The following is a 22,859-nucleotide window of genomic DNA, read 5'->3' as shown; positions in this document are numbered from 1 at the left end:
TGCCAGAGCCGCCCCCGCCTGCTACCTGGGCCAATGCCGGCCTGGACGACAACGGCATCGAGCTCGCCGGCCCGCCAGATCCACCCTTGCCTCCGGAACCGGTTGTTGCGCCTCCCCCGCCCGTGGTGCTCTTTCCCAAGCGCCTTGGCGAGTTCGTGGCGGAGGCCGTGCCGGAGGTCGCCACGCCTGCTGAGGGCGAGGTTGCCGACACGCCGGCGCTGGCTGGCGAAAGCTATGCACTGGTGTCCCAGCTGCCGGCCGATGATCCCGCCGGCGAGCAGGTCTGGCGGCTCGGCTACAGCGGTCGCGCCGCGTATGACGATCGCACCACCGCCACCCGTGCCTGCGCTGGCGGTGGCACCTTGTCCACCGGCATCGGCGGTGGACTCGCGTGCCGCAGCACCGGTGAGGTCAAGGTCAAGGAGTCCCTGTTCTCGCTAGACGGCGGCGCGCAGGTACAACTGGTGGCGCAGGCCAAGGGGACCGATGCCACGTCGATCAATGGCCGCCCGGCCGCGGTCGATCCCTATGCCCTGCTGCCGCAGATCTATACCTCGGTCAGCGGGCTGTCGGTGCTGGACGGCGCCACGATGTGGGCCGGCCGGCGCGAGAGCTCATCGTTCCTGATGTCGTCGGGGCTGCTGCCGCCCACGTCGCCGGCGATGCGTTTCGGCGTGGATAACGCCCGCTTTGGCGATATCGCGCTCAACTACCAGTACACCGCGCGCAATGACCTGAATGGCGCCAACCTGCCGAGCTATCACTCGCTGCGCACCGCGCCCATCGCCACCAATGAGAAAGGCTCGGTGCAACTGGGCTATACGCGGGTGGAAGCGCAGCCGTTGATCCAGCAGACCGGAAGTGCGTGGTGGGTGTCAGCCATGCACGAGCAGCAAGGCGTGCTCGCCGGCACCAACCGCTTCGGCATGCAGTTTGGTGAGGGCAGCCGTAACGCGTTGACCGGCTACACCGGCATGGGGCCCGCCTTGTCGCGGGTACGCGTGGCGGAATCGATGGAGTGGAAGCAGCGCTCGGGGCTGGGCCTGGCGGGTTCGGTCGAGTCCAGCATGCAGTTCGACCGCTCGCCGGTGGGCATGCTGCAATGGATGGCCACGCGCGTGCGCCCCGCCTATATCGCGAGCGACCAGTTCAAGCTGACCTTCGAGGTGGCGCACGATCAGATCTCTTCGGGCTTCGGTGCCAGCGGACAGCGCACGGCCGTGACCGTGGCGCCCACTTTCACGCTTGGCAAGGCAGCCGGCAATGCCAACCTGCGCGCCTTCTACACCTACAGCAAGGCCAGCGACGTGGACGGCATCGCCTTTGCCTCACCCGCCGATACCTGGGCTTCGCAGACCTCGGGCTCCATCTTCGGTGTGCAGCTCAATCGCCGCTGGTAGGCGCGATAGCGGCTGCGGCCGCTGCTCGCAGCAGCCAGTGGAAGACCAGCGTGGCGCTAAGCCCGCCCGCTAGCTGCGCCAGCACGAAGCCCGGCACATCGATGGCGCGAATGCCGGTGAAGGTTGCCGTCAGCGCGCACGCAAGGGTCAGCGCCGGGTTGGCGAATGACGTCGATGCCGTGAACCAGTACCCCGCCGTGATATAGCCGGCCACCGCGAACGGCACCAGCCCGGCCCGGCTGCGCCCGGTACCAATCGCTACGCCGATGAGGCCAAAGGTGGCAACAAACTCGCTCCACCACATCGATGGCCCGGTGCGGCTTTGCGCCGACCAGGCCAGCATCGGTTCGCCAAACATCGCATGCGCGCAGGCGACCCCTGCGATGGCGCCACCCATCTGCACTAGTCCGTAACGCCAGGCATCGCGCGCTGGCAGCGCGCCGCGCACCATCGCCGAGAGCGTGACGACCGGGTTGAAGTGCCCACCCGAGACCGGTCCCAGCGCCAGCAACAATGCAATCAGCCCGCCGCCCGTGGCCAGCGAGTTCGCCAGCAAGGCCAGCGCGACATTGCCGCCGGCCAGCTGCTGCGCGCGAATGCCCGAGCCTACCACCACCGCTACCAGCAGCGCCGTGCCGAGTCCTTCCGCGACCAGACGCTGGCAGAGCGTGCTCGCAGCCGCAGGTACGCTTGCGCTGTGCGGTTCGGCAGCGTGGGCCGGGTCGGCCATGGTATCGGGGGAAAGCGCGTGCATCGGGTTTGCTGTGATGGGCGGGAGCGCGCAGTGTTTCGTCTTTCGCCTTGCAGCGTCAATGCATGCTTGGGTTGTTTTGAATGAACCGGTGGTATTGAATGCTTGGCGTGCTTGGCTGAATCGCTATCGGGATGGCACGGACGGTGACATGACATCGCGAAAATCGGAGGTCAGGACCCAATGCGAAAAGCGGATTTCGGGGGGAATTGGCGTAATGCCGATAATCGCGGGCGCGATGGCGCTGGACGGACGAATTCGTGCCTGAACATTAGGCGGTGGCGGGCGATAGTACAAGGGTTTGCGTGCGCGGGGCGATGCCGCCGCAACGGAGGTGATTGACGCGTCCAGGCCGTGTTCTGAGCGGCGATATGCGTGTGGATGGGGGTACTAGTAGCACCCCAGGCTTGCGCCTCCCAGGCGCGCCGGAAGAAGGCCTGCAGGGCAGCGATGAAACGATGGCCACAATGAAAAAAGCCCAAGACCTTTTCAGATCTTGGGCTTTTTCGTAATGCTGGTGGCCTGGGACGGAATCGAACCGCCGACACAAGGATTTTCAATCCTCTGCTCTACCGACTGAGCTACCGGGCCAAAGAAGCGAAACTATAGCAGCGCTTTTCGACCCGGTCAAGCGCTGCGTGCATCACCGCATCATTGTTCCGCAGGTTCCGGCTTGTTGCGGCCGAGTTCCACGCCAAGCTGCTTGAGCTTGCGGTACAAGTGGGTGCGTTCGAGGCCGGTTTTCTCGGCGACGCGGGTCATGCTGCCGTGCTCGCGCAGCAAGTGGTATTCGAAGTAAGCGCGCTCGAACAGGTCGCGTGCTTCACGCAGCGGCATGTCGAAAGAGAAATGCATCTCGGCTTCTGGCAATCGTTGCGGGCTGCCATTGGCGGTCTCGGCGGCGCTTTCCGCGGCAATCGCCGCCGTGCCCTCGCCATTGCCGTTCGCGGGCAGCGCCGCGCCTGCGGCCACGCCCGAGCGTGGCCGCTCGATGCCACGCGCCAGGCCCTGCTCGACTGCCGAAAGCAGCTTTTGCAAGGCAATTGGCTTCTCGAGGAAATTGAGCGCGCCAATCTTGGTTGCCTCCACCGCGGTATCGATGGTTGCGTGACCCGACATCATGATGACGGGCATGGAGAGCAAGCCTTGGGCCGACCACTCCTTGAGCAGCGTGACGCCGTCGGTATCGGGCATCCAGATGTCAAGCAGCACCAGGTCTGGCGTATTGCCGGCACGGTACTCGCGCGCTTTCTGCGCGTTTTCTGCCACTTCGACCACATGGCCTTCGTCGCTGAGGATTTCCGAGAGCAACTCCCGGATACCCATTTCGTCGTCGACTACGAGGATGGTTGCCATACTTCCCCTCTTGACCCCACCACGGCTTGCCGGGTTCGGGGCCGCACATTGACTATGCCAGTTTAACGAACAGGATGGAGATCTGCGCCCCGATGATGTCGGAACCCTCCATGCGATTGCGCAACTCGATGCGTGCGCCGTGTTCGTCAATGATCTTCTTCACCATCGCAAGACCCAGGCCTGTTCCTTTGGCCTTGGTGGTCACATACGGCTCGAACGCGCGACTAAGGATACGCGGGGCGAAACCGGGACCGTTATCCGCAATGGTGAGCTTGACGGCCTGCCGGTCTTCGCCGGCAGAATCTTTGTATTCTACAGTCTCGGTGTGCAGAGCGATATGGGGCGCCGCCCTAGCCGCGCCGAGGTTGTCCGCCACCGCATCCTGCGCGTTTTGCAGCAGGTTGTGAATCACCTGGCGCAGCTGGGTCGGATCCCCCTTGATTTCGGGCAGGCTGGCGGCCAGCGACGGATGGATCACGGCATGTTCGTGCGTGCCGGTGTCGTCGATGCCATAGAGATGCAGCACTTCGGCGACCAGGCCGTTGAGCTGCAGTGACTGCAACAGCGCCGGCGGCGTGCGGGCGTAATCGCGGAAGTCGTCGACCATGCGCTTCATGGCCTGCACCTGGTTGACGATGGTGGTCGCGCCGCGCTTGAGCACGTCGACGTCGGCACCCTCTAGTTTGGGCGAGAGCTTCATCTGCAGGCGCTCGGCCGAGAGCTGGATCGGGGTCAGCGGGTTCTTGATCTCATGCGCGAGGCGCCGTGCCACTTCGCCCCACGCCACCGAGCGTTGAGCGGAAATCACATCGGAAATGTCGTCGAATACCACTACGTAGCCGGGTTCGTCGCGCTCGTCGCCGTGCCCGCCCGGCAGGCGCGCACCGCGCACCAGCAGTGTGAGCGCCTGTTCCTCGTCGCTCTGCGGCAGCTCGATCTGCTTTTGCCAGTGCTGCGCGCCGCCCAGCATTTCACTGGTGCTCTGCTCGGAGAAGGCCTGCCGCACGATGTCGCCGAACTCGCCGAGGGCCGGGATGCTGTCGATGGGCTGGCCCAGCTCGCCGGCGAACGGCTGGCGGAAGATGCGCTCGGCCCCGGGGTTGGCGGTGATCAGCACGAAGCGGCGATCGAACACGAACACGCCGGCGGTGAGATTCTGCAGCACGCTCTCGAGATACGCCGTCGATTTCTCGAGCGCGCTGCGGTTCTGCTCCACCGCGATGCGCGCTTCCGACAGCTGGCGCGTCATCATGTTGAACTGCTGGGTCAGCATGCCGAGCTCGTCGCGGCTCTTGAGCTCGCGTTTGGGCGAGAGGTCGCCCTCGGCCACTTCCTTGGTCCCTTGCAGCAACATCAGCAGCGGCCGCGCAAGCTGTCCGCCGAGCAACAGCGCCAGCATCACGGCAATGAACACCGCGAGGAACAGCGTGAGCGTCAGCGTGCCGATATACATCTTGCGCAGGCCGGTGCGGCCGAGCGCCTTTTCCTGGTACTCCTGGTAGGCGCGCTGGACTTCGTCGGCATTGCGCGCCAACGCTGCCGGCACCGGATGCACGACCTGCAGGTAGCGCTCCTCGCGCACCGTGTCGCCCACCAGCCCGAACCCGGACGATGCTGCGTCCTCGGGGCGGCGCTCGACAGACAGCCCCGACCCGGCCCAGCGGCTGGCAGCATTGAGGGCCGGCTTGCCCGCGGGCCGGCTGGCGCTATCCGAGGCTGAGGATGTGTCGGTTTGCGCGGTGGGCGCGGGGCCCAGCGGCACGATGACGCGCAGCCGGTACAAGTGGGCGCCATCGGTGCGCTCGGGCTGGTGATGGCTATCGACGGATGGATCGGCGCCCCCTTCCACCGCGGCATAGCCGCCGGCTAGCCGGGCCTGCTCGGCCAGCACGCCAGAGGGCAGGTCCGGCACCAACGACGCATAGTTGCTAGACGCCGTGGCGATCACGCGGCCGCTTCCGGTGAAGATGGCGGCTTCCTGCACACCGTATTGCTCGCGCAGCCGGTTGAGCTGCAGCGAGGTGGCGACATTGGGCGAACCGGTGAGCTGGTCGGCCATCAGTCGCGCCTTGCCTTGCAGGTCCGACAACGCGCTGTCGATGGTGGAGCGGCCAAGGTTGAGGCCGGCCTCGAGCGCGGTCTCGACGCGAACGTCGAACCAGGACTCGATGCTGCGCGAGACGAACTGCAGCGACACCAGGTAGATCAGCACGCCGGGCAGCACGCCGACCACGCCGAAGAACACGGCGAGCTTGGTCATCAGCCGCGTGCCGAACTTGCCGCGGCGATAGCGCAGCCACAGGGTCAGCGCCAGCGCGCCGATGATCAGCACCAGCAGGATGCCGATCACCAGGTTGATCTTGAACAGCAGCGTGAAGTACCGATCGAAGAATTCGGTATTGGCCGAGGCGCCGGCGAGCAGTGCCACCAGCACCAGCGCCAGGAACACGATGATGCCCGCCACGACGCGGTAAAGCACGCGCCGGAACCGGCTGTCCCACAGGCTGGGCGGGGCGCTCATGGCTGGCCCGCGGCCGGCTGCACCAGGGTGGTGGGAGAGAGCACGGTCGATACAGTCTGCGCGAACGGCACCGCACGCGTTTCGCCGGCCACCGCGGCGGACGCGGCAGACGCCGGCGCCGGTGTCGGCACGGGCACCAGTTGTGGCGGCGGTGTGGGCGCGGGCGGCGGCGGGAATTCGCTCGGCACGGTGAAGTTGAAGCGCCGCCATTCCGATGCGAGATTCCACTCGCGGGTGTTGACGGCGTTGATCTGGAACGGCTTGGGCAGTTGCGTCAGGTCCAGGCGCATGCGCGCTTCGGCCTGGTAGGTCTCGCCCGGCTTGACCATGCTGCGCTCGAACACACGCCAGCCACGCACGCGCTGGATGAACTGCAGCGCGCCCTTCAGGCGCATGAACGGCAATTGCAGGCCGCCGGTGGACACGCGGTACTGGCGCGTGAGCGGATGGTAGGACAGCCGCACGCTGCGGCTGGCATTGACGGGTTTTTCATCGAACCAGTACCAGCGTGGGCGGGAAAGCTGGAAATCGACGACGAAATACAGCGAGATGCCTTTGTTGAGCGCGTCTTCAAGCGGCGGCGGCAGATCGAAATCGAAACTCGCGGCCAGATCGAAGCCGCCATCCTGGTACTCGATGCGGGCCTCGTTGACTTCAATGCCGTCGGCGCGCGCCGTGCCCGGCAGTGCGATCAGCGCCATCAGGATACCGAGCATGATCGTTGCCACGAGCCACCAGGACGCCAGCCGCGCGCGCGCGCTGCGTATCGGGCCGGCGCCGGCTACTGAACCAGCTGCCCGAGCCGCAGCATGGGACACGCACGCACTGTCGTCTGGGACGCGAAGGACGAACAAGCGAAGCGGGTTCGGCATTGGGATCGATTGGGATCGGTCAGGGTCGTTTCTGGAAACGGGCGTAGAAGAAGCCATCGTGATCGGTGGGCAGGCCTTCCTGGCTGCCATTTCCGCCACCGGCCAACTGATCCATGCTGCCCGGCAGCATCTGGCCGGGCGCTTGCAATCGTATCGCATCTGGTAGCTGTGCACCAAACCAGCGCGCCTGCTCTTCGTTCTCCGTTGGGAAAATAGAACAGGTGACATAGACCAGGATGCCGCCCGGCTTGAGCAGGTTCCAGAGCTGCGACACGATGCGCCGCTGCTCGGTGACCAGCCGGGGGATATCCACCTCGCGGCGCAACCAGCGGATGTCCGGGTGGCGGCGCACGATGCCCGAGGCGGAGCACGGCACGTCGGCCAGGATGCGGTCGTACTGGCGGTTGTCCCACCAGTCCTGCGGGCGGCTTGCGTCGCCTACCACCACGGTGGCTTGCTGGCCCAGGCGCGCGAGGTTCTCGTCGATGCGGGTGGCGCGCTGCGCGTCGCTCTCCAGCGCGGTGACTTCCACGTTGGCGAGTTCAAGGATGTGGCCGGTCTTGCCGCCGGGCGCGGCGCACGCATCGAGCACGCGCTGACCGTCGGCCAGGTCCAGCAGCGCAGCGGCCAGTTGCGCGCCGGCGTCCTGGACCGAGACATCGCCCTCGGCAAACCCGGGGATCTGCGACACGGGAAACGCGCGCACCAGCCGCACGGCCTGCGGGCCGATGGCCACGCCCGCCATGCCGGCATTGAGCACGCGCTTGAGGTAGTCAGGCACCGAGACCCGCGCCGTATTGACGCGCAGGGTCATGGGCGGGCGCACATTGGCGCTCTCGGCCAGCGCGGTCCACTGGTCCGGGTACGCCTTGCGCAGCGCATCCAGCCACCACGCGGGCAGGTTCCAGCGCGCTTCGTCGTCCTGGCGCACCTCGGCCAGCAGTGCCTTGCGTTCACGCAGGAAACGGCGCAGCACCGCGTTCACCAGCCCGCGCGCGTGCGCGGTCTTGGGCTCGGAGGCTGCCGCGCTGACGGCCTGGTCGACCACGGTGAACTCGGTGTAGCCCCCTTCCCCCTGCTCGTCCTCGACCAGCAGCGCCAGGGCCACGGCCAGCAAGGAGTCCACCAGCGCGCCGGGCGGCCGGGTCACCAGCTTGGTGACCAGCGCGCGCGCCGTGCCGAACTGGCGCATGGTGCGATAGGCCAGGTCCTGCAGGGCGCCGCGCGTGGCAGCGTCGCGCACGCGGTCCAGGCGGTACTGGGCGGCGGCGTTCTCGATGGCCAGCGGCAGCGCGCTGCCTTCGTTGACGCCGCGTACGGCAGCCGCGGCGGCGAGCATCTGGAAGGCGAGGGATTCGTGTTGCAGGCGCATGACAGTGGGGCAGTGAGACGGTAAAACGGGGTGGCAGGGGGCAAGCCGCAAGCGGCGAGGACTGGCGGCAAGGCCGGGCGAGGCCAAAAAAACACTGCCCGCCGCTTCCGGGGAAGCACGGCGGGCAGTTTACCCTGTATGTGGCAAGGACCGGCGTTTTTGCGCCTGGCTGGCCGCGGCGAGGGGGTAGCGCGGCGGCTTGGACCGCGCCTGGGCCGCGATTGGACCGTGCTTACACCGGATAGACGCCCGTCTGTGCCATCTGCATCAGCCGCGCCACCCGTTCCTCGGTCGCCGGGTGGGTCGAGAACAGGTTGGCGATGCCGCTGCCCGAAAGCGGGTTCATGATCATCATCTGCGCCGTGGCCGGGTGCTGCTCCGCGGTCTGGAACGGAATCCCCTGCGCATAGCGGTGGATCTTGTCGAGCGCCATCGCCAGCGCCTGCGGGTCGCCGCTGATGGTGGCGCCGCCGCGGTCCGCCTCGAACTCCCGGGCGCGGGAGATCGCCATCTGGATCAGCGACGCCGCCAGCGGGGCAAGGATTGCCACCGCGATGCTGGCAATGGGGTTGGAGCGGTTGCCGTTCTCGTCGCGCCCGCCAAAGAACATGGCGAAGTTGGCCAGCGCGGCGATGGCGCCGGCCATGGTGGCGGCGATGGTCGAGATCAGGATGTCGCGGTGCTGCACGTGAGCCAGCTCATGGGCCATCACGCCGCGCAGCTCGCGCTCCGACAGCACCCGCAGGATGCCGGTGGTGGCCGCCACGGCGGCATGCTCCGGATCGCGGCCGGTGGCAAAGGCGTTGGGCGCATCCTCGTTGATCAGGTACACGCGCGGCATCGGCAGCTGGGCGCGCTGCGCCAGCTCCTGCACCATGCCGTAGAACTGCGGTGCCGTGCTCGCGTCGACTTCCTGCGCGTTGTACATGCGCAGGACCATCTTGTCCGAGAACCAATAAGAGAAGAAGTTCATGCCCAGCGCCATGATCAGCGCGAACATCATGCCGCTGCGGCCGCCGATCATGCCACCGATGACGATGAACAGCGCCGTGATGGCGGCCATCAGCATGAAGGTCTTGACCCAGTTGAACATTGTCGTGATCTCCGAAAAAATCATCCTCGCGCGCGCCCGGTGGCCGGGCTGGCCGTGCTACGGAAAGCGTGACGCGGTGCTGTTTAGATAGTACCCCGCCCCGGAAATTCAACCGTCACCTGCCTAAAAAAAGGGCAGCCGGTGCCAGCGGCCGGTCGCTGCGCCAGCAGGTTCGGCAACTGTTCCTAGCGTTGGGCGAAGGCCAGGCGCGCGCCCAGCCCGATGAACGCCATGCCCACAATGCGATCCAACCAGCACTTCAGTCGCGGCGCCTCGCTGGCGCGGCGGGTCAGGGTGCCCGCCATCCATGCCACCAGGCTGTTCCAAAGCGTCGACATCGCCACCATGACGCCGCCCAGGGCCAGGAAGGCCAGGGCCTGATGCTCGGCGTTGCGATCCACGAACTGCGGGAAGAAGGAAATGAAGAACAGGATCACCTTTGGATTCAGCACATTGGTGAGAAAGCCCTGCATGAACAAAGCGCGCAGGCCGCGCGTGCCCGGCTGGGCAGCGGGGGCAGCGTGCGCGCCGGGGGGCGCGGATCGCTGCCAGATCAGGCGCAGCCCAAGCCACACCAGATAGGCCGCGCCGGCAAACTTGATCAGGGTAAAGGCGGTGGCCGATGCCGCCAGCAACGCTGTCAGGCCGAAGGCGATGGCCAGCGAGTGCACGCAGCAGCCGGCACTGACCCCGAGCGCCGAGACCACGCCTGCCGCCCTGCCCTGCGCCACGCTGCGCCCGACGATATAGGCAGTATCCGGGCCAGGCGTCACATTGAGCAGGAACACCGCGCCGACGAACAACGGAAGGTCAGTAATGCCGAGCATGATTGGCTGCCGGTGGATGAGCTACGGAAATGGGGCGCGCAGCGCGCTGCGGCAAGTCAGCCACCACGGCTTTGCCGCAAGCGCAGGGCGATTATGCCGTGCCGCCAGCCACGGCGCAGCGGGTACCCGGCGGCAGCGGCATGCTCTGCAGGAACTGCTGGGCCGGCACGCGGCGCCCGCCCGGCTTTTGCAACTCGGTCACGCGCAGCGCGCCCTCGCCGCAGGCGATCACCACGCCATCGGCATCCGCCGCGAGCACGGTGCCCGGTGCCTGCGGGTGGCTGGCCGTGGACGCCAGGGGCTGGGCCTGCCAGCACTTGATGACGGTCTCACCGACCTGCACGGTGGCGCCGGGGAACGGGTTGAAGGCGCGCACCTGGGCGGCCAGCGCCGCAGCCGGGCGGCGCAGGTCCAGCGGGGCTTCTTCCTTGGCGATCTTCTCGGCATAGGTCACGCCCTCGGCCGGCTGCGGCGTGCCGGTGAGCGGCTGGCCCGCGGCGAGGCGGCGCAGCGCCTCCACCACCATGCGCCCGCCCAGCGCGGCCAGCGCATCGTGCAGGGTGCCGGTGGTGTCGCCGGGGCCGATCGGCACGGTTTCGCCCTGGATCATCGCGCCCGTATCCAGCCCTTCGTCCATCTGCATCAGCGTGATGCCGGTCTGCGCATCGCCAGCCTCAATGGCGCGATGGATGGGCGCGGCGCCCCGCCAGCGCGGCAGCAGCGAGGCATGGATGTTCAGGCAGCCGTAGCGCGGCAACGCCAGCACCTCGGCTGGCAGGATCAGGCCGTACGCAGCCACCACCATGACATCCGGGGCGATCTGCGCCAGCGCGTCCACGGCGGCGCCGGCCTCTTCGGGATACTTGCCGTTGCGGCGCAGCGAGCGTGGCTGCAGCACCGGGCCCAGGCCCTGCTCCAGCGCGTACTGCTTGACCGGGCTGGCCTGCAGCTGCAAGCCGCGGCCAGCTGGCCGGTCGGGCTGGCTGAGCACCGCCACCACCGGGAAACCGGCGGCGTGGATGGCTTCGAGCGCCACGCGGGCGAATTCGGGCGTGCCGGCAAAGGCAACGCGCAGCGCTTGGGATGGGCTTGCGGCTTGGGACATGGCACGCTCCGGCATAAAGCGGCACCGGCCGCATCAGCGGCCGGTAACTTGATTCATCGGGAAGGCAATACGATAGCAGACCAGTGCTGCCGCACGGCCTGCCGCGGCTGCCTTACATACGGGTGCGTTCGCGCTTGTGCAGCTTGACCAGCTTGGACTTGATGCGCTGAAGCTTGAGTGGCGACAGGTACTCGACGAAGACCTTGCCCTTGAGGTGGTCCATTTCGTGCTGGATGCACACGGCCAGCAGGTCGCCGGCTTCGATCTCGAAGGGCTCGCCCTTCTCGTTCAGTGCGCGTACGCGCACATGGTCCGGGCGCTCGACCCGGTCGTAGACTTCGGGCACCGACAGGCAGCCCTCTTCGGCCACCTTGCGGGTGTTGCTGGACCAGACGATCTCCGGGTTGATGAAGACCTGCAGTTCGTCGCGGGTCTCGGAGATATCGATCACCACCACCTGTTCGTGCACGTCCACCTGGGTCGCGGCCAGGCCGATGCCGGGGGCTTCATACATGGTCTCGGCCATGTCCGCTACCAGCTTGCGAATGCGGTCGTCCACCACGGCAACCGGTTTTGCCACGGTATGCAGGCGGGGATCGGGGTAGGTCAGGATATCGAGTTTAGCCATGATGCTGGGGCGCAACGCCTGCCGCTCACACATGTGACCCGCGCGTTGCGGCTACGGGTGTTTACATGCAGAATCGGGGCGCAAGTACAAAAATTCAAGGCGCGCCGCAACAGGCACGCTCTCCAGGGTCAATCCGGCTGTTCTGCCAGCCGGTTCGAGAAAATGCGCGATCTTACCAAAGAACACCAGGCGGCGCCGGGCCGCAGGCCGTACGCGTTTGCCCGTTGGATGTTGTGTGCGGCCGGAATCACCGCCGCCACAGGGGCGCCAGTACATGCCGCCGATCTTACCGTCACCCCGGCCCAGCGGGCCCAGGCCACCGTTACCGCGCAGCAGGGCATTGCCGCCGCTGACCTGGCACCGGACGCCCCCCAGCAGTATGTCGTGCGAGGGGGTGACACGCTTTGGGGGATCTCCGGGCGCTTCCTGCGCCAGCCCTGGCGCTGGCCCGAGCTGTGGGGGATGAACCAGCAGCAGATCCGCAATCCACACCTGATATATCCCGGCCAGGTCCTGTACCTGATTCAGCGCGACGGCCGCGCCTGGCTTTCGACCAGCCCCGATGCCGGCGGCACGGTGCGGCTCACGCCAAGCGTGCGCAGCGAAGGCGGGCCCGGCGGCGCCATCGCCAGCATTCCCGCCAAGGACATCGAGCCGTTCCTGATCCGCCCGCTGGTGGTGGACCAGGGCACGCTGGAGACCTCGGCGCGCATCATTGCCCTGCCCGAGTCGCGGGTCTACCTGGGCATGGGCGACACAGCCTATGCGCGCGGCATTTCCCCGCCCGAGGCGGTGGTCGGCAGTGACTGGCAGGCCTTCAAGCCGGTCAAGCCGGTCAAGGACCCGGTTACCGGCCGCGTGCTGGGCTATGAAGCCGAGTATCAGGGCAATGTTCGTGTGTCGCGTCCGCCGGAAGGCTTCGACGTGGTAACTACCGTCAAGGTCACGGCGGCCCAGCAGGAAATGGGCTCTGGCACCTTGCTGATGCCCCAGCCGGCACGCGAGCCGGTGCGCTATGTGCCCCGCGCGCCGGATGTCATGCTCGATGGCCGTATCGCGGCGGTCTACGGCGGCGTGCAATTCGGCGGCGCCAAGCAGGTGGTGGTGCTCAATATCGGCACTGCCGCGGGCCTCGAGCCCGGCCACGTGCTTGCGCTGTCGCGCGCCGGCCAGGTGGTGCGCGATCGCACGGATGGCAACCGCGCCATCCAGTTGCCCGACGAGCGCTATGGCCTGGCCTTCGTGTTCCGCGTGTTTCCGGGCGTGGCCTACGCCTTGGTCACCGACGCCTCGAACGCAATCGAGGTGGGCGACCGCGTGACGTCGCCGCGTTGACCGGGCTGGCAGCAACCGGCGCCAACCCGGCGCCGGTGCCCACCACCACCCGCAGCGCTGCCGACATCGAGGCATGGCTGCGGCTGACCGGTGCCCGTGGCCTGGGCACAGGCGCCTTGCGCCAGTTGCTGGCCACCTTCGGGCTGCCGCACCAATTGCTGGCGCAGACCGTCAGCGCACTGGCGGCGGTCATCCCCGAGAAGCACGCCCGGGCGCTGCTGGCACCACCCGATGCTGCCACCATGGCGCTGGTCGAGCGCACTGTGGCCTGGGCCGCCGAGCCCGGCAACCATGTGGTGACGCTGGCCGATGCCGCCTATCCCCGTCCCTTGCTGGATCTGTCCGACCCGCCGCTGGTGCTGTACGTCAAAGGCCGGCTGGGCGCGCTTGGCGGCCCGGCCATTGCCATGGTCGGCGCGCGCAGTGCCACCGTGCAGGGCATGGAGGATGCGCGGCGCTTTGCCCGCGTGTTGTCCGGCGCCGGGCTGACGGTGGTGTCGGGGCTTGCGCTGGGCATCGACGGCGCAGCGCACGAGGGGGCTCTGGAAGGTGCTGGCGGTACCGTCGCGGTGATCGGCACCGGCGCTGACCTGGTCTACCCCGCCCGGCATCGCGACCTGGCCCACCGCATCGCGGCGCATGGCGCCATCGTCAGCGAGTTCGCGCTCGGCATGCCCGGGCGCAGCCACCACTTTCCCCAGCGCAACCGCATCATCGCGGCGCTCGCGCGCGGCGTGCTGGTGGTGGAGGCGGCCGCGCGCTCGGGGTCGCTCATTACCGCGCGGCTGGCATCCGAGATGGGACGGGAGGTCTATGCCATTCCCGGCTCGATCCATGCGCCGCTGTCCAATGGGTGCCACCTGTTGATCCGCCAGGGCGCCAAGCTGGTGGAAACCGCGCAGGATGTGCTCGAGGAATTCGGCATGGCAGGGGGGGATGCCGCCCGGCCGGTGGCGCCTGCGCCCATGCCGGCGCTGGACGATGTCCTCGGCCTGACGCTCACCCACGACCCCGTCACGCTGGACGCGCTGTGCGCGCGTACAGCCCTGCCACCCGAGCAAGTGATGGCCAGCCTGCTGACACTGGAACTGGCGGGCGCGGTGGAGCGCCTGCCGGGTAATGCCTATCGCCGTGTAAGCTAGCGAGCGATCCTGGTACCGCCGGCCGAAATACGGTTTTCCCGGTGGCCGCTACAATCAAACGATTTCCCGTGCCTGAAAAGGCTCATGTTTCCCCCATCATGACCGTTTACTTTCCGGAGCAGGACCAGGGCGTCATCGCCCAGGTGTTGGCAGCGCGTCCGCAAGGCCGCCTGGTAGCCTGCCTGTGCGCAGCCTGGTGCGGCACCTGCGGGACCTACCGGGAGGCCTTCACGGCGCTTGCCGCCCGGTTTCCCGGCGATTGCTTCGTCTGGATCGATGTTGAGACCCACGCCGACCAGCTTGGCGATCTCGATATCGATAACTTCCCGACGCTGCTGGTGCAGCCGGTGGCGGGCGGCGCGCCGCAGTTCTACGGCACGCTGCTGCCGCATATTGAAGTGCTCGAACGCATGCTGGCGCGCGGCGCGGCGATGGCGCCAGCGGCCGGCGCAGCGGTACCGAACGTGCTGGAGTGGCTGGCGCCGCACGCTAACGACGACTAACCCCGGTCATCGGCGCCCGGCGCAAGCCAGCGGCACGAGCGCCGGATTGCAGTCAGAAAACGAAGTGGGTGGCGGTTGTTCAGGGCCGGCCCGCATGCCGGCAGCGCCCGTTTGACGGCGACGGCGGAGGCAGCTTGCTTGCACCGCCGTTGGAACCGCGCTTATTATTGGCGCCTCAAAGCCCCAAGCTCGCTGTTTACATATAGTGCAGAGCCCTTAGTGGCAATAATTCGCAGGCCGCCAGAGTGCGGCCAGCAAGGACCCGATCCATGTCAAAAGCCCTCATCATCGCGGAAAAGCCATCGGTTGCTGCCGATATAGCCCGTGCCCTCGGGGGCTTTACCAAGCATGACGAATACTTCGAAAGTGACGATTACGTTCTTTCGTCGGCCGTCGGCCACCTGGTTGAAATCGCCGCCCCGGATGAATACGAAGTCAAGCGAGGCAAGTGGAGCTTCGCCAACCTGCCGGTGATTCCCCCGCACTTCGACCTGCGCCCGATCGTCAAGACCGAATCGCGCCTGAAGGTGCTCAACCGCCTGATCAAGCGCAAGGACGTCACCGGCCTGGTCAACGCCTGCGACGCGGGGCGCGAAGGGGAACTGATCTTCCGCCTGATCCAGCAGCATGCCAAGGCCAAGCAGCCAGTGCAGCGCCTGTGGCTGCAGTCGATGACGCCGCAGGCGATCCGCGACGGCTTTGCCCGCCTGCGCGACGACGCCGACATGCTGCCGCTGGCGGACGCCGCGCGCTGCCGCTCGGAAGCCGACTGGCTGGTGGGCATCAACGGCACGCGCGCCATGACCGCGTTCAACAGCAAGGGCGGCGGATTCTTCCTGACCACGGTTGGCCGGGTGCAGACCCCCACGCTGTCGATCGTCGTAGAGCGCGAAGAGAAGATCAAGAAGTTCGTCCCGCGCGACTTCTGGGAAGTGCGCGCCGAGTTCATCGCCGCCGCCGGCCTGTACGAAGGCCGCTGGTTCGACCCCAAGTTCAAGAAGAGCGAGTTCGATCCCGAGGCGCGCGAGTCGCGCCTGTGGAGCGAGGCCGAGGCCAAGAGCATCGTGGCGGCCTGCCGTGACAAGACCGGCACCGTCACCGAAGAGTCAAAGCCGTCCACGCAGCAGTCGCCGGCGCTGTTCGACCTGACCACGCTGCAGCGCGAGGCCAACTCGCGCTTCGGCTTCTCGGCCAAGAACACCCTCGGCCTGGCCCAGGCGCTGTACGAAAAGCACAAGGTGCTGACTTACCCGCGTACCGACGCGCGCGCGCTGCCCGAGGACTACATGGACACGGTCAAGCAGACCATGGACATGCTGGCCGAGAGCTCGCCCAACTACCTGCCGCATGCCAAGAAGGTGCTGGCCAGCGGCTGGATCAAGCCCAACAAGAAGATCTTCGACAACAGCAAGATCAGCGATCACTTCGCTATCATCCCGACGCTGCAAGCCCCGAAGAACCTCTCGGAGCCGGAGCAGAAGCTGTATGACCTGGTGGTGCGCCGCTTCCTCGCGGTGTTCTTCCCGGCGGCCGAGTTCCAGGTCACCACCCGCGTCACCGAGGTGGCGGGCCATCATTTCAAGACCGAAGGCAAGGTCCTGGTCAATCCTGGCTGGCTGGTGGTCTACGGGCGTGAAGCCCAGGGCGACGATGCCAACCTGGTGGCGGTGGCCAAGGACGAGCGCGTCAAGGTCGACAAGGTCGACGGCGTGATGCTGACCACCAAGCCGCCCGCACGCTACAACGAAGCCACATTGCTGTCCGCCATGGAAGGCGCCGGCAAGCTGGTGGACGACGACGCGCTGCGCGAGGCCATGGCCGGCAAGGGCCTGGGCACGCCAGCCACGCGCGCGGCCATCATCGAAGGCCTGCTCGCCGAGAAGTACCTGGTGCGCGAAGGCCGTGAGCTGATTCCCACCGCCAAGGCCTTCCAGCTGATGACGCTGCTGCGTGGCCTGGGCGTGCAGGAACTGACCCAGGCCGAGCTGACCGGCGAATGGGAGCACAAGCTGTCGCAGATCGAGCGCGGCGGCCTGAAGCGCGACGAGTTCATGCGCGAGATCGCGCAGATGACGCAGCAGATTGTCAAGCGCGCCAAGGAATACGACAGCGACACCATCCCGGGCGACTATGCCACGCTGGCCACGCCGTGCCCGCAGTGCGGCAGCCAGGTCAAGGAGAACTACCGCCGCTTTGCCTGCACCGCGTGCGAGTTCTCGATCAGCAAGATCCCGGGTGGGCGACAGTTCGAGATCGACGAAGTCGAAGAACTGCTGCTGAAGAAGGAAATCGGTCCGCTGCAGGGTTTCCGCAGCAAGATGGGCCGGCCGTTTGCCGCCATCCTGAAGCTGGGCAAGGACGACGAAGGCCACTACAAGATGGAATTCGACTTCGGCCAGAATGACGACGACAACGACGGCGAGCCGGTCGATTTCACCGGCCAGGAAGCGGTTGGCGCTTGTCCCAAGTGCGGTGGCTCGGTCTACGAGCACGGCATGAAGTACGTGTGCGAGAACAGCGTGGCCGTGCCCAAGAGCTGCGACTTCACCACGGGCAAGATCATCCTGCAGCAGGAGATCTCGCGCGAGCAGATCGGCAAGCTGCTGGGCGCGGGCCGCACGGATCTGCTGACCGGTTTCAAGTCATCGCGCACGGGGCGCAACTTCAAGGCCTTCCTGGCCAAGCAGCCGGACGGCAAGATCGGCTTCGAGTTCGAGGCACGCGAGCCCAAGGCGGGCGCCAAGACGGCGGCCAAGGGCGCTGCGGCCAAGACCGCGTCCGCCAAGGCTGGCGACGACGATCAGGCTGCCGAAACGGTGAGCAAGGCCAAGGCGCCGGCCAAGAAGGTGGCGGCCAAGAAGGCTCCCGCTGCCAAGAAGGCCCCCGCAGCGAAGAAAGCCGCGGCCAAGACGCCAGCGGCCAAGCGCGCTACCGGCAAGTCCCGCGCCGACGACGAAGCCACGGCCGACGCCGAGGAAGAGTGAGTTGCTCGCGGAGCCGGCGTCCTGCTGGCTCCGCGCTTCCCTTCCCCCTTCAGTAGCCCTCGATCCTGCGTTCCCCTTATTGGTTGTCGCTGCGGATCTTGCCCTCTTCGAGCAGGAAATCGATAAAGGCGCGGACCTTGGTCGGCAGGAACTTGCGGCTGGGATAGACCACGCTGACATCGCGCTTCGGCAGTCGGTATTGCTGGAGGATGTGCGTCAACCGCCCCGCTTCGATATTCGGCCGCGCCAGATAGGCAGACAGCATCGCCACACCCATGTCGGCCAGCGCCGCCTGGTGCGCCAACTCGGCATTGCTGCACAGCAGGCCCGGGCGGATCGGTACCGTTACCTCGCCCTCCGGGCCCGACAGCGTCCATTCGTGCTCAGCTGTGGGGATGCGCATCGCGATGCAGCGGTGGTTGGTCAGTTCGTGCGCCTGGCGCAGCGGCGGGTGCTGGCGCAGGTAGCCTGGCGAGGCGCACAGGATGATCTCTGCCGAGATCAGCGGGCGCGCCACCAGGTGCGAGCCCAGCCCCAGGTCGGACAACACCACGCCTACGTCGCGCCCCTCTTCGACGATATCGACGATACGGTCCGATAACAGCACGTCGAACACCACCTCGGGATACAGGGCCTGGAAACGTGCCAGCGTGGCGGGCAGCAGGTGCAGGCCGAACATCACCGGCGCCACCAGCCGCAATGTGCCCGAGAGCGACTGGCTGCGCGCCGTCACCACCGATTCGGCCTCCTCCACATCTTCCAGGATCTGCTGGCAACGCTGCAGGTAGGTCTCCCCGGCGTCGGTCAGCGACAGGCTGCGGGTGGTGCGGTTCAGCAACCGCGTGCCAAGGTGGCTCTCCAGGTCGGCTACGTAGCGCGTGACCACGGCATTGGACATTTCCAATTGTTGCGCCGCACGAGCAAAGCTGCCCAGTTCAACCACTTTGGAAAAGACGCGCATCGATTGCAACCGGTCCATGACATAGTCTCCAGTCTTGCCCGCGAACTTTTACGGAAAGTGCGCCATTTATTGTTAAAACTACAACTAATCATTGTCGGAGGCAATCTTTATTCATATCAGGGAAATGCCTAATATGACGCCATCGGATGCCGCATTGCAGCGAAGGCTGCTGAGAAAACCAGGTGTCCCGCCTGTGGAAAGGATTCAATCATGAAAAGCCAACGTTTCGCCCTGATCGCCGCTGCCACCACGCTCGCAGCCGCCCTGACTGCCGCCCCCGCCTTTGCCAAGGCCGGCAAGTTCGACCCATACACCGATGGCGCCCGCGCCACCCAGACCTCGGTCTACAGCAACGGCGGCCGCGCCGGCAAGTTCGACAGCTTCACCGACGGCGCCCGTGCCGGCAAGTTCGACGCGTTCACGGACGGTGCCCGCGTTGGCAAGTTCGACCCGTACACCGACGGCGCTAAGGCTGGCAAGTTCGACGTATTCAGCGAAGGCGGCGCCACCCTGTAATTCGGGCGCCCCGTCGACGGGAACCACGTCCTATGGTGGTTCCACCCCTTTCGGCTGATCTCCACAGGCCGACGGGGAGGGTGCGAAAGCGCCTTCTCCGTACTAACTGGAGGACACGCCCGTACCACGCCGGTACGGGCGTGTTTGCTTTTGGGGCACCGCGTTGTTGTACACGCTTACGGGTGTCGAGTGATGCATGATACCCCCGGCGAGGTTTTCGGGCCGCGGCGGCATAAATCACGGCACAAAAAAACGGGCCAGTCATGGCCCGTTCTTGTTGCCGGCATCGCAGGCCGGCCGCCGGCGGGCGGGGGATGATCCCCGCCTGCGCCAGGCAGATCAGTCGTCGTGATGGTGGTGGCCACGGCCGTGCTTGCGCTTGTAGCCGCTGCGGTAGTAGCGGTCGTCGCGGTAGCCGCGGCCGCGTTCGTCAGCGTAGGAGTTGCTGCGCGAGACGTTGCCGCCCAGCGCCGCGCCTGCACCGCCGCCAACCGCTGCACCCAGCAGGCCGCCGGTGCGCCCACCCATGGCGTTGCCCGCTGCCGTGCCCGCGCCGCCGCCCAGCGCGCCGCCGATGATGGCGCCAGTGCGCTCGCGGCGGTTGGACGTAACCGCGCCGCCTGCGCCGCCGCCAACCGCGCCGCCGATCACCGCACCGGTCGAGCCGCCAAGCGCGCCGCCAACCGCCGCGCCAGCGACACCGCCGAGTGCGCCGCCGAGGGCATTATTCATATCGCCCGCAAACACCGGCAGCGCGGATGCCGCCAGGGCGATGGCCAGGGTGAAACTGCGAACGGGATGCCGAGACATGTTCTTCTTCCTTGGGTTGAGCAACTGTGGCGCAAGTGTAGAGATGTAGCCGCGAGCTTGCTGTAACCACGTGTAAGACCCTGTAACCGCTGCAGAAACGTAAAAGGGCCGCCAGAATTGGCGGCCCGTTCTTTAACGGCGTGAAGCGCGGAGTTACTACGGGGTTAGGACTGTTGTGCAGCTACGCGCACACGCATCCGCCCTAAGCGAACCCCGCGTGCCACGTGCAGATCAACAACATTTTCCCTGCCCGCCGCCGTAGCGGGCCTCCTGCCGTTCGCGAAAGAACGCCTCGTAGGTCATGGGCTCGCGCTCGGGGTGGGTGGCCTCCATGTGCGCCACATAGGTCTGGTAGTCCGGCAAACCCACCATCAGGCGCAGGGACTGGCCCAGATAGCGTCCCATGGTTCCAAGTTGCTCGAGCATGATGGATCTCCTGTTTCCAAATCCAAATCCAAATCCAATCCGGATATCGGGTCGGCGCTGGCCGGTGGCCAGCGCACGCACTCAATGCTGCGCCGAAGCCGAAGCCGGCATCGGTTCGAACGGCGTTTCGCGGTCGGTTGGCCGGTTCTCCGCGCGTGCCTTCATCGCGGTCTTGAAGCCGTAGAACACGATCGACAGCACCACGAACATGAACAGCGCGCACAGCCCGGCATCCAGATAGTCATTGAAGACGATGCGGTGCATCTGCTCCATCGACTTGGCCGGGGCCAGCACCTTGCCCTGGGCGATGGCGTCGCTGAATTTGGCCGCGTGGGTCAGGAAGCTGACCTTGGGATCGGCGTCGAACAGCTTTTGCCAGCCGGCGGTCAGCGTGCAGATCAGCAGCCAGATGGTGGGCACCAGGGTGACCCAGGCGTACTGCCCGCGCTTCATCTTGACCAGCACGCAAGTGCCGAGCACCAGCGCCACCGCAGCCAGCATCTGGTTGGAGATGCCGAACAGCGGCCACAGCGTGTTGATGCCGCCAAGCGGGTCAACCACGCCCTGGTACAGGAAGTAGCCCCAGAACGATACGGTCAGCGCGGTGGCGATCAGGTTGGCCGGCAGCGAGTCGGTGCGGCGGAACGAGGGCACGAAGCTGCCCAGCAGGTCCTGCAGCATGAAGCGCCCGGCGCGGGTACCCGCGTCCACCGCGGTCAGGATGAACAGCGCTTCGAACAGGATGGCAAAGTGGTACCAGAAGGCCATCATGGCCTGGCCGCCCACCACCTGATGCAGGATGTGGGCAATCCCCACCGCCAGCGTCGGTGCGCCGCCGGCGCGCGAGATGATGGAGTTCTCGCCAACGTCCTTGGCGGTCTGGATCAGCACATCCGGCGTGATCACGAAGCCCCAGCCTGACACCACCTGTGCCACCGACTCCGGCGAGGTGCCGATCACGGCTGCCGGGCTGTTCATGGCGAAGTACACACCCGGCTCGATCACCGAGGCCGCGACCAGCGCCATGATGGCCACGAACGATTCGGCCAGCATCGCGCCGTAACCGATAAAGCGCATATGCGCTTCGCTCTCAAGCAGCTTGGGCGTGGTGCCCGAGGAGATCAGCGCGTGGAAGCCCGACACCGCGCCGCAGGCGATGGTGATGAAGAGGAACGGGAACAGGTTGCCCGACCACACCGGGCCGCCGCCCTTGGCGAACTGGGTGAACGCCGGCATCTTCAGCTCCGGCGCCACGATCAGGATGCCGATGGCCAGCGCGATGATGGTGCCGATCTTCAAAAAAGTGGAGAGATAGTCGCGCGGGGCCAACAGCAGCCACACTGGCAGCACGGCGGCGATAAAGCCGTAGATGATCAGCATCCACGTCAGTGCCTTGCCGTCGTAGGTAAACAGCGGCGCGAGCACAGCGCTCTCATGTACGTACTGGCCACCGATGATGGCCAGCATCAGCAGCACGAAGCCGATCACCGACACCTCGCCGATGCGGCCCGGGCGGATGTAGCGCGTGTAGATGCCCATGAAAAGGGCGATAGGAATCGTCACCCCCACCGTGAACGTGCCCCAGGGCGAGCCCGCCAGCGCCTTCACCACGATCAGCGCCAGCACCGCCAGGATGATGATCATGATCATGAAGCAGCCGAACAGCGCGATCATGCCCGGCACCGTGCCCATCTCGGACTTGATCAGGTCACCCAGCGAGCGGCCGTCGCGGCGCGTGGAGATGAACAGCACCATGAAGTCCTGCACCGCCCCGGCAAACACCACGCCCGCCAGGATCCACAGCATGCCGGGCATATAGCCCATCTGCGCGGCCAGCACGGGACCCACCAGCGGGCCGGCGCCGGCAATGGCGGCGAAGTGGTGGCCGAACAGCACGGCCTTGTTGGTCGGCACGTAGTCCAGCCCGTCGTTGTGGCGCCAGGCCGGCGTCATGCGCTTGGGGTCGAGCTGCATCACCTTCTCGGCGATGAACTTGCTGTAGTAGCGGTAGGCGATCAGATAGATACAGATCGCGGCGACCACGATCCACAAGGCACTGACGGCTTCGCCGCGAGACAGTGCAACGGTGGCAAAGGCGAAGGCGCCAAGGATGGCGACGGCCAGCCACACCAGGTGTTGCCCGATGCGATTCATGATGAGGGTCTCCTCAGACCATTTTTAGGAATGCCGGCGGCGGCAGGTGCCGGAAGCAAGGGGGGGCGCCTGGGCGGCGTCCCCTGGTGGCGGCGGGCGGAGG

Annotated in this window: 19 protein-coding genes and 1 tRNA gene; 6 read left to right on the top strand and 14 right to left on the bottom strand. The window is 66.4% G+C overall.

Going from position 1 to position 22,859, the window contains the following annotated elements; genetic code table 11:
• On the top strand, positions 1 to 1,400 hold a 1,400-nt coding region (locus AC1RWI_RS33605; protein ID WP_492870476.1), incomplete at its 5' end, for a carbohydrate porin.
• Here AC1RWI_RS33605 and AC1RWI_RS33600 read toward each other — a convergent pair.
• From AC1RWI_RS33600 to def, 10 genes are all read right to left on the bottom strand, one after another.
• Positions 1,384 to 2,130: an aquaporin gene (locus AC1RWI_RS33600; protein WP_082055035.1), complete on the bottom strand. Its 747-nt coding sequence runs from the start codon at positions 2,128 to 2,130 to the stop codon at positions 1,384 to 1,386. The genes AC1RWI_RS33605 and AC1RWI_RS33600 overlap by 17 nt on opposite strands.
• Positions 2,131 to 2,666: 536 nt before the next feature.
• Positions 2,667 to 2,742: transfer RNA gene (locus tag AC1RWI_RS33595), tRNA-Phe, on the bottom strand.
• A 60-nt stretch (positions 2,743 to 2,802) separates the two neighbouring features.
• Positions 2,803 to 3,507 (bottom strand): response regulator, encoded by a 705-nt coding sequence (locus AC1RWI_RS33590; RefSeq protein WP_043350899.1) that lies wholly within the window; start codon positions 3,505 to 3,507, stop codon positions 2,803 to 2,805.
• Between the two features lie 52 nt (positions 3,508 to 3,559).
• On the bottom strand, positions 3,560 to 6,028 hold the full coding sequence (locus tag AC1RWI_RS33585) for a sensor histidine kinase (protein WP_043350903.1): 2,469 nt from the start codon (positions 6,026 to 6,028) through the stop codon (positions 3,560 to 3,562).
• Positions 6,025 to 6,900, bottom strand: a complete 876-nt coding sequence (locus AC1RWI_RS33580; RefSeq protein ID WP_492870475.1) for a DUF4390 domain-containing protein — start codon at positions 6,898 to 6,900, stop codon at positions 6,025 to 6,027. The genes AC1RWI_RS33585 and AC1RWI_RS33580 overlap by 4 nt, the downstream gene beginning before the upstream one ends.
• 19 nt (positions 6,901 to 6,919) lie before the next feature.
• Positions 6,920 to 8,272, bottom strand: coding sequence for a 16S rRNA (cytosine(967)-C(5))-methyltransferase RsmB (gene rsmB / locus AC1RWI_RS33575; RefSeq protein WP_492870474.1), 1,353 nt, complete (start codon positions 8,270 to 8,272; stop codon positions 6,920 to 6,922).
• A 232-nt stretch (positions 8,273 to 8,504) separates the two neighbouring features.
• Positions 8,505 to 9,365 carry a zinc metalloprotease HtpX gene (gene htpX, locus AC1RWI_RS33570; protein WP_043350911.1) on the bottom strand — a complete coding sequence of 287 codons (861 nt, stop codon included), beginning with the start codon at positions 9,363 to 9,365 and terminating at the stop codon, positions 8,505 to 8,507.
• Between the two features lie 185 nt (positions 9,366 to 9,550).
• Positions 9,551 to 10,192 carry a LysE family translocator gene (locus AC1RWI_RS33565; protein WP_043350914.1) on the bottom strand — a complete coding sequence of 214 codons (642 nt, stop codon included), beginning with the start codon at positions 10,190 to 10,192 and terminating at the stop codon, positions 9,551 to 9,553.
• A gap of 91 nt (positions 10,193 to 10,283) precedes the next feature.
• Positions 10,284 to 11,297 (bottom strand): methionyl-tRNA formyltransferase, encoded by a 1,014-nt coding sequence (gene fmt, locus AC1RWI_RS33560; protein WP_043350917.1) that lies wholly within the window; start codon positions 11,295 to 11,297, stop codon positions 10,284 to 10,286.
• A 112-nt stretch (positions 11,298 to 11,409) separates the two neighbouring features.
• Complete coding sequence (def, locus tag AC1RWI_RS33555) at positions 11,410 to 11,925, bottom strand: peptide deformylase (protein ID WP_043350920.1); 516 nt, start codon at positions 11,923 to 11,925, stop codon at positions 11,410 to 11,412.
• A 162-nt stretch (positions 11,926 to 12,087) separates the two neighbouring features.
• Here def and AC1RWI_RS33550 point away from each other — a divergent pair, with 162 nt between their 5' ends.
• From AC1RWI_RS33550 to AC1RWI_RS33535, 4 genes are all read left to right on the top strand, one after another.
• Positions 12,088 to 13,260, top strand: coding sequence for a LysM peptidoglycan-binding domain-containing protein (locus tag AC1RWI_RS33550; protein ID WP_043350922.1), 1,173 nt, complete (start codon positions 12,088 to 12,090; stop codon positions 13,258 to 13,260).
• Positions 13,257 to 14,402 carry a DNA-processing protein DprA gene (gene dprA, locus AC1RWI_RS33545; protein ID WP_043350925.1) on the top strand — a complete coding sequence of 382 codons (1,146 nt, stop codon included), beginning with the start codon at positions 13,257 to 13,259 and terminating at the stop codon, positions 14,400 to 14,402. The genes AC1RWI_RS33550 and dprA overlap by 4 nt, the downstream gene beginning before the upstream one ends.
• Positions 14,403 to 14,500: 98 nt before the next feature.
• Positions 14,501 to 14,905, top strand: coding sequence for a thioredoxin family protein (locus AC1RWI_RS33540; RefSeq protein WP_043350927.1), 405 nt, complete (start codon positions 14,501 to 14,503; stop codon positions 14,903 to 14,905).
• Between the two features lie 269 nt (positions 14,906 to 15,174).
• A complete protein-coding gene (locus AC1RWI_RS33535) occupies positions 15,175 to 17,889 on the top strand; it encodes a DNA topoisomerase III (RefSeq protein WP_492870473.1) in 2,715 nt (904 codons plus the stop codon).
• Positions 17,890 to 17,965: 76 nt separating this feature from the next.
• On the opposite strand, the gene AC1RWI_RS33530 is transcribed toward AC1RWI_RS33535, so the two are convergent.
• Positions 17,966 to 18,868, bottom strand: coding sequence for a LysR family transcriptional regulator (locus AC1RWI_RS33530; RefSeq protein ID WP_043350932.1), 903 nt, complete (start codon positions 18,866 to 18,868; stop codon positions 17,966 to 17,968).
• A 192-nt stretch (positions 18,869 to 19,060) separates the two neighbouring features.
• Between AC1RWI_RS33530 and AC1RWI_RS33525 the strand changes: the two genes are divergently transcribed.
• Positions 19,061 to 19,366, top strand: a complete 306-nt coding sequence (locus tag AC1RWI_RS33525; protein ID WP_492870472.1) for a hypothetical protein — start codon at positions 19,061 to 19,063, stop codon at positions 19,364 to 19,366.
• A 339-nt stretch (positions 19,367 to 19,705) separates the two neighbouring features.
• On the opposite strand, the gene AC1RWI_RS33520 is transcribed toward AC1RWI_RS33525, so the two are convergent.
• The 3 genes from AC1RWI_RS33520 to AC1RWI_RS33510 form a co-directional block, all read right to left on the bottom strand.
• Positions 19,706 to 20,176, bottom strand: coding sequence for a hypothetical protein (locus tag AC1RWI_RS33520; protein WP_043350936.1), 471 nt, complete (start codon positions 20,174 to 20,176; stop codon positions 19,706 to 19,708).
• Between the two features lie 231 nt (positions 20,177 to 20,407).
• Positions 20,408 to 20,602, bottom strand: coding sequence for a YbdD/YjiX family protein (locus tag AC1RWI_RS33515; protein ID WP_043350938.1), 195 nt, complete (start codon positions 20,600 to 20,602; stop codon positions 20,408 to 20,410).
• Between the two features lie 81 nt (positions 20,603 to 20,683).
• Positions 20,684 to 22,756, bottom strand: coding sequence for a carbon starvation CstA family protein (locus AC1RWI_RS33510; protein ID WP_043350941.1), 2,073 nt, complete (start codon positions 22,754 to 22,756; stop codon positions 20,684 to 20,686).
• Positions 22,757 to 22,859 lie beyond the last annotated feature (103 nt).

This window comes from Cupriavidus sp. MPR-AND1C (assembly GCF_058809705.1).
The sequence above is the reverse complement of the archived record's forward strand: the minus strand, read 5'-3'. Positions and strand labels throughout refer to the sequence as shown.

What these genes read in the sequence shown, in the direction of transcription:
- AC1RWI_RS33600 (WP_082055035.1), bottom strand. Translation starts at nt 2,130, where the DNA reads ATGGCCGACCCGGCCCACGCTGCCGAACCGCACAGCGCAAGCGTACCT.
- AC1RWI_RS33590 (WP_043350899.1), bottom strand. Translation starts at nt 3,507, where the DNA reads ATGGCAACCATCCTCGTAGTCGACGACGAAATGGGTATCCGGGAGTTG.
- AC1RWI_RS33585 (WP_043350903.1), bottom strand. Translation starts at nt 6,028, where the DNA reads ATGAGCGCCCCGCCCAGCCTGTGGGACAGCCGGTTCCGGCGCGTGCTT.
- AC1RWI_RS33580 (WP_492870475.1), bottom strand. Translation starts at nt 6,900, where the DNA reads ATGCCGAACCCGCTTCGCTTGTTCGTCCTTCGCGTCCCAGACGACAGT.
- rsmB (WP_492870474.1), bottom strand. Translation starts at nt 8,272, where the DNA reads ATGCGCCTGCAACACGAATCCCTCGCCTTCCAGATGCTCGCCGCCGCG.
- htpX (WP_043350911.1), bottom strand. Translation starts at nt 9,365, where the DNA reads ATGTTCAACTGGGTCAAGACCTTCATGCTGATGGCCGCCATCACGGCG.
- AC1RWI_RS33565 (WP_043350914.1), bottom strand. Translation starts at nt 10,192, where the DNA reads ATGCTCGGCATTACTGACCTTCCGTTGTTCGTCGGCGCGGTGTTCCTG.
- fmt (WP_043350917.1), bottom strand. Translation starts at nt 11,297, where the DNA reads ATGTCCCAAGCCGCAAGCCCATCCCAAGCGCTGCGCGTTGCCTTTGCC.
- def (WP_043350920.1), bottom strand. Translation starts at nt 11,925, where the DNA reads ATGGCTAAACTCGATATCCTGACCTACCCCGATCCCCGCCTGCATACC.
- AC1RWI_RS33550 (WP_043350922.1), top strand. Translation starts at nt 12,088, where the DNA reads ATGCGCGATCTTACCAAAGAACACCAGGCGGCGCCGGGCCGCAGGCCG.
- AC1RWI_RS33540 (WP_043350927.1), top strand. Translation starts at nt 14,501, where the DNA reads ATGACCGTTTACTTTCCGGAGCAGGACCAGGGCGTCATCGCCCAGGTG.
- AC1RWI_RS33535 (WP_492870473.1), top strand. Translation starts at nt 15,175, where the DNA reads ATGTCAAAAGCCCTCATCATCGCGGAAAAGCCATCGGTTGCTGCCGAT.
- AC1RWI_RS33530 (WP_043350932.1), bottom strand. Translation starts at nt 18,868, where the DNA reads ATGGACCGGTTGCAATCGATGCGCGTCTTTTCCAAAGTGGTTGAACTG.
- AC1RWI_RS33525 (WP_492870472.1), top strand. Translation starts at nt 19,061, where the DNA reads ATGAAAAGCCAACGTTTCGCCCTGATCGCCGCTGCCACCACGCTCGCA.
- AC1RWI_RS33520 (WP_043350936.1), bottom strand. Translation starts at nt 20,176, where the DNA reads ATGTCTCGGCATCCCGTTCGCAGTTTCACCCTGGCCATCGCCCTGGCG.
- AC1RWI_RS33515 (WP_043350938.1), bottom strand. Translation starts at nt 20,602, where the DNA reads ATGCTCGAGCAACTTGGAACCATGGGACGCTATCTGGGCCAGTCCCTG.
- AC1RWI_RS33510 (WP_043350941.1), bottom strand. Translation starts at nt 22,756, where the DNA reads ATGAATCGCATCGGGCAACACCTGGTGTGGCTGGCCGTCGCCATCCTT.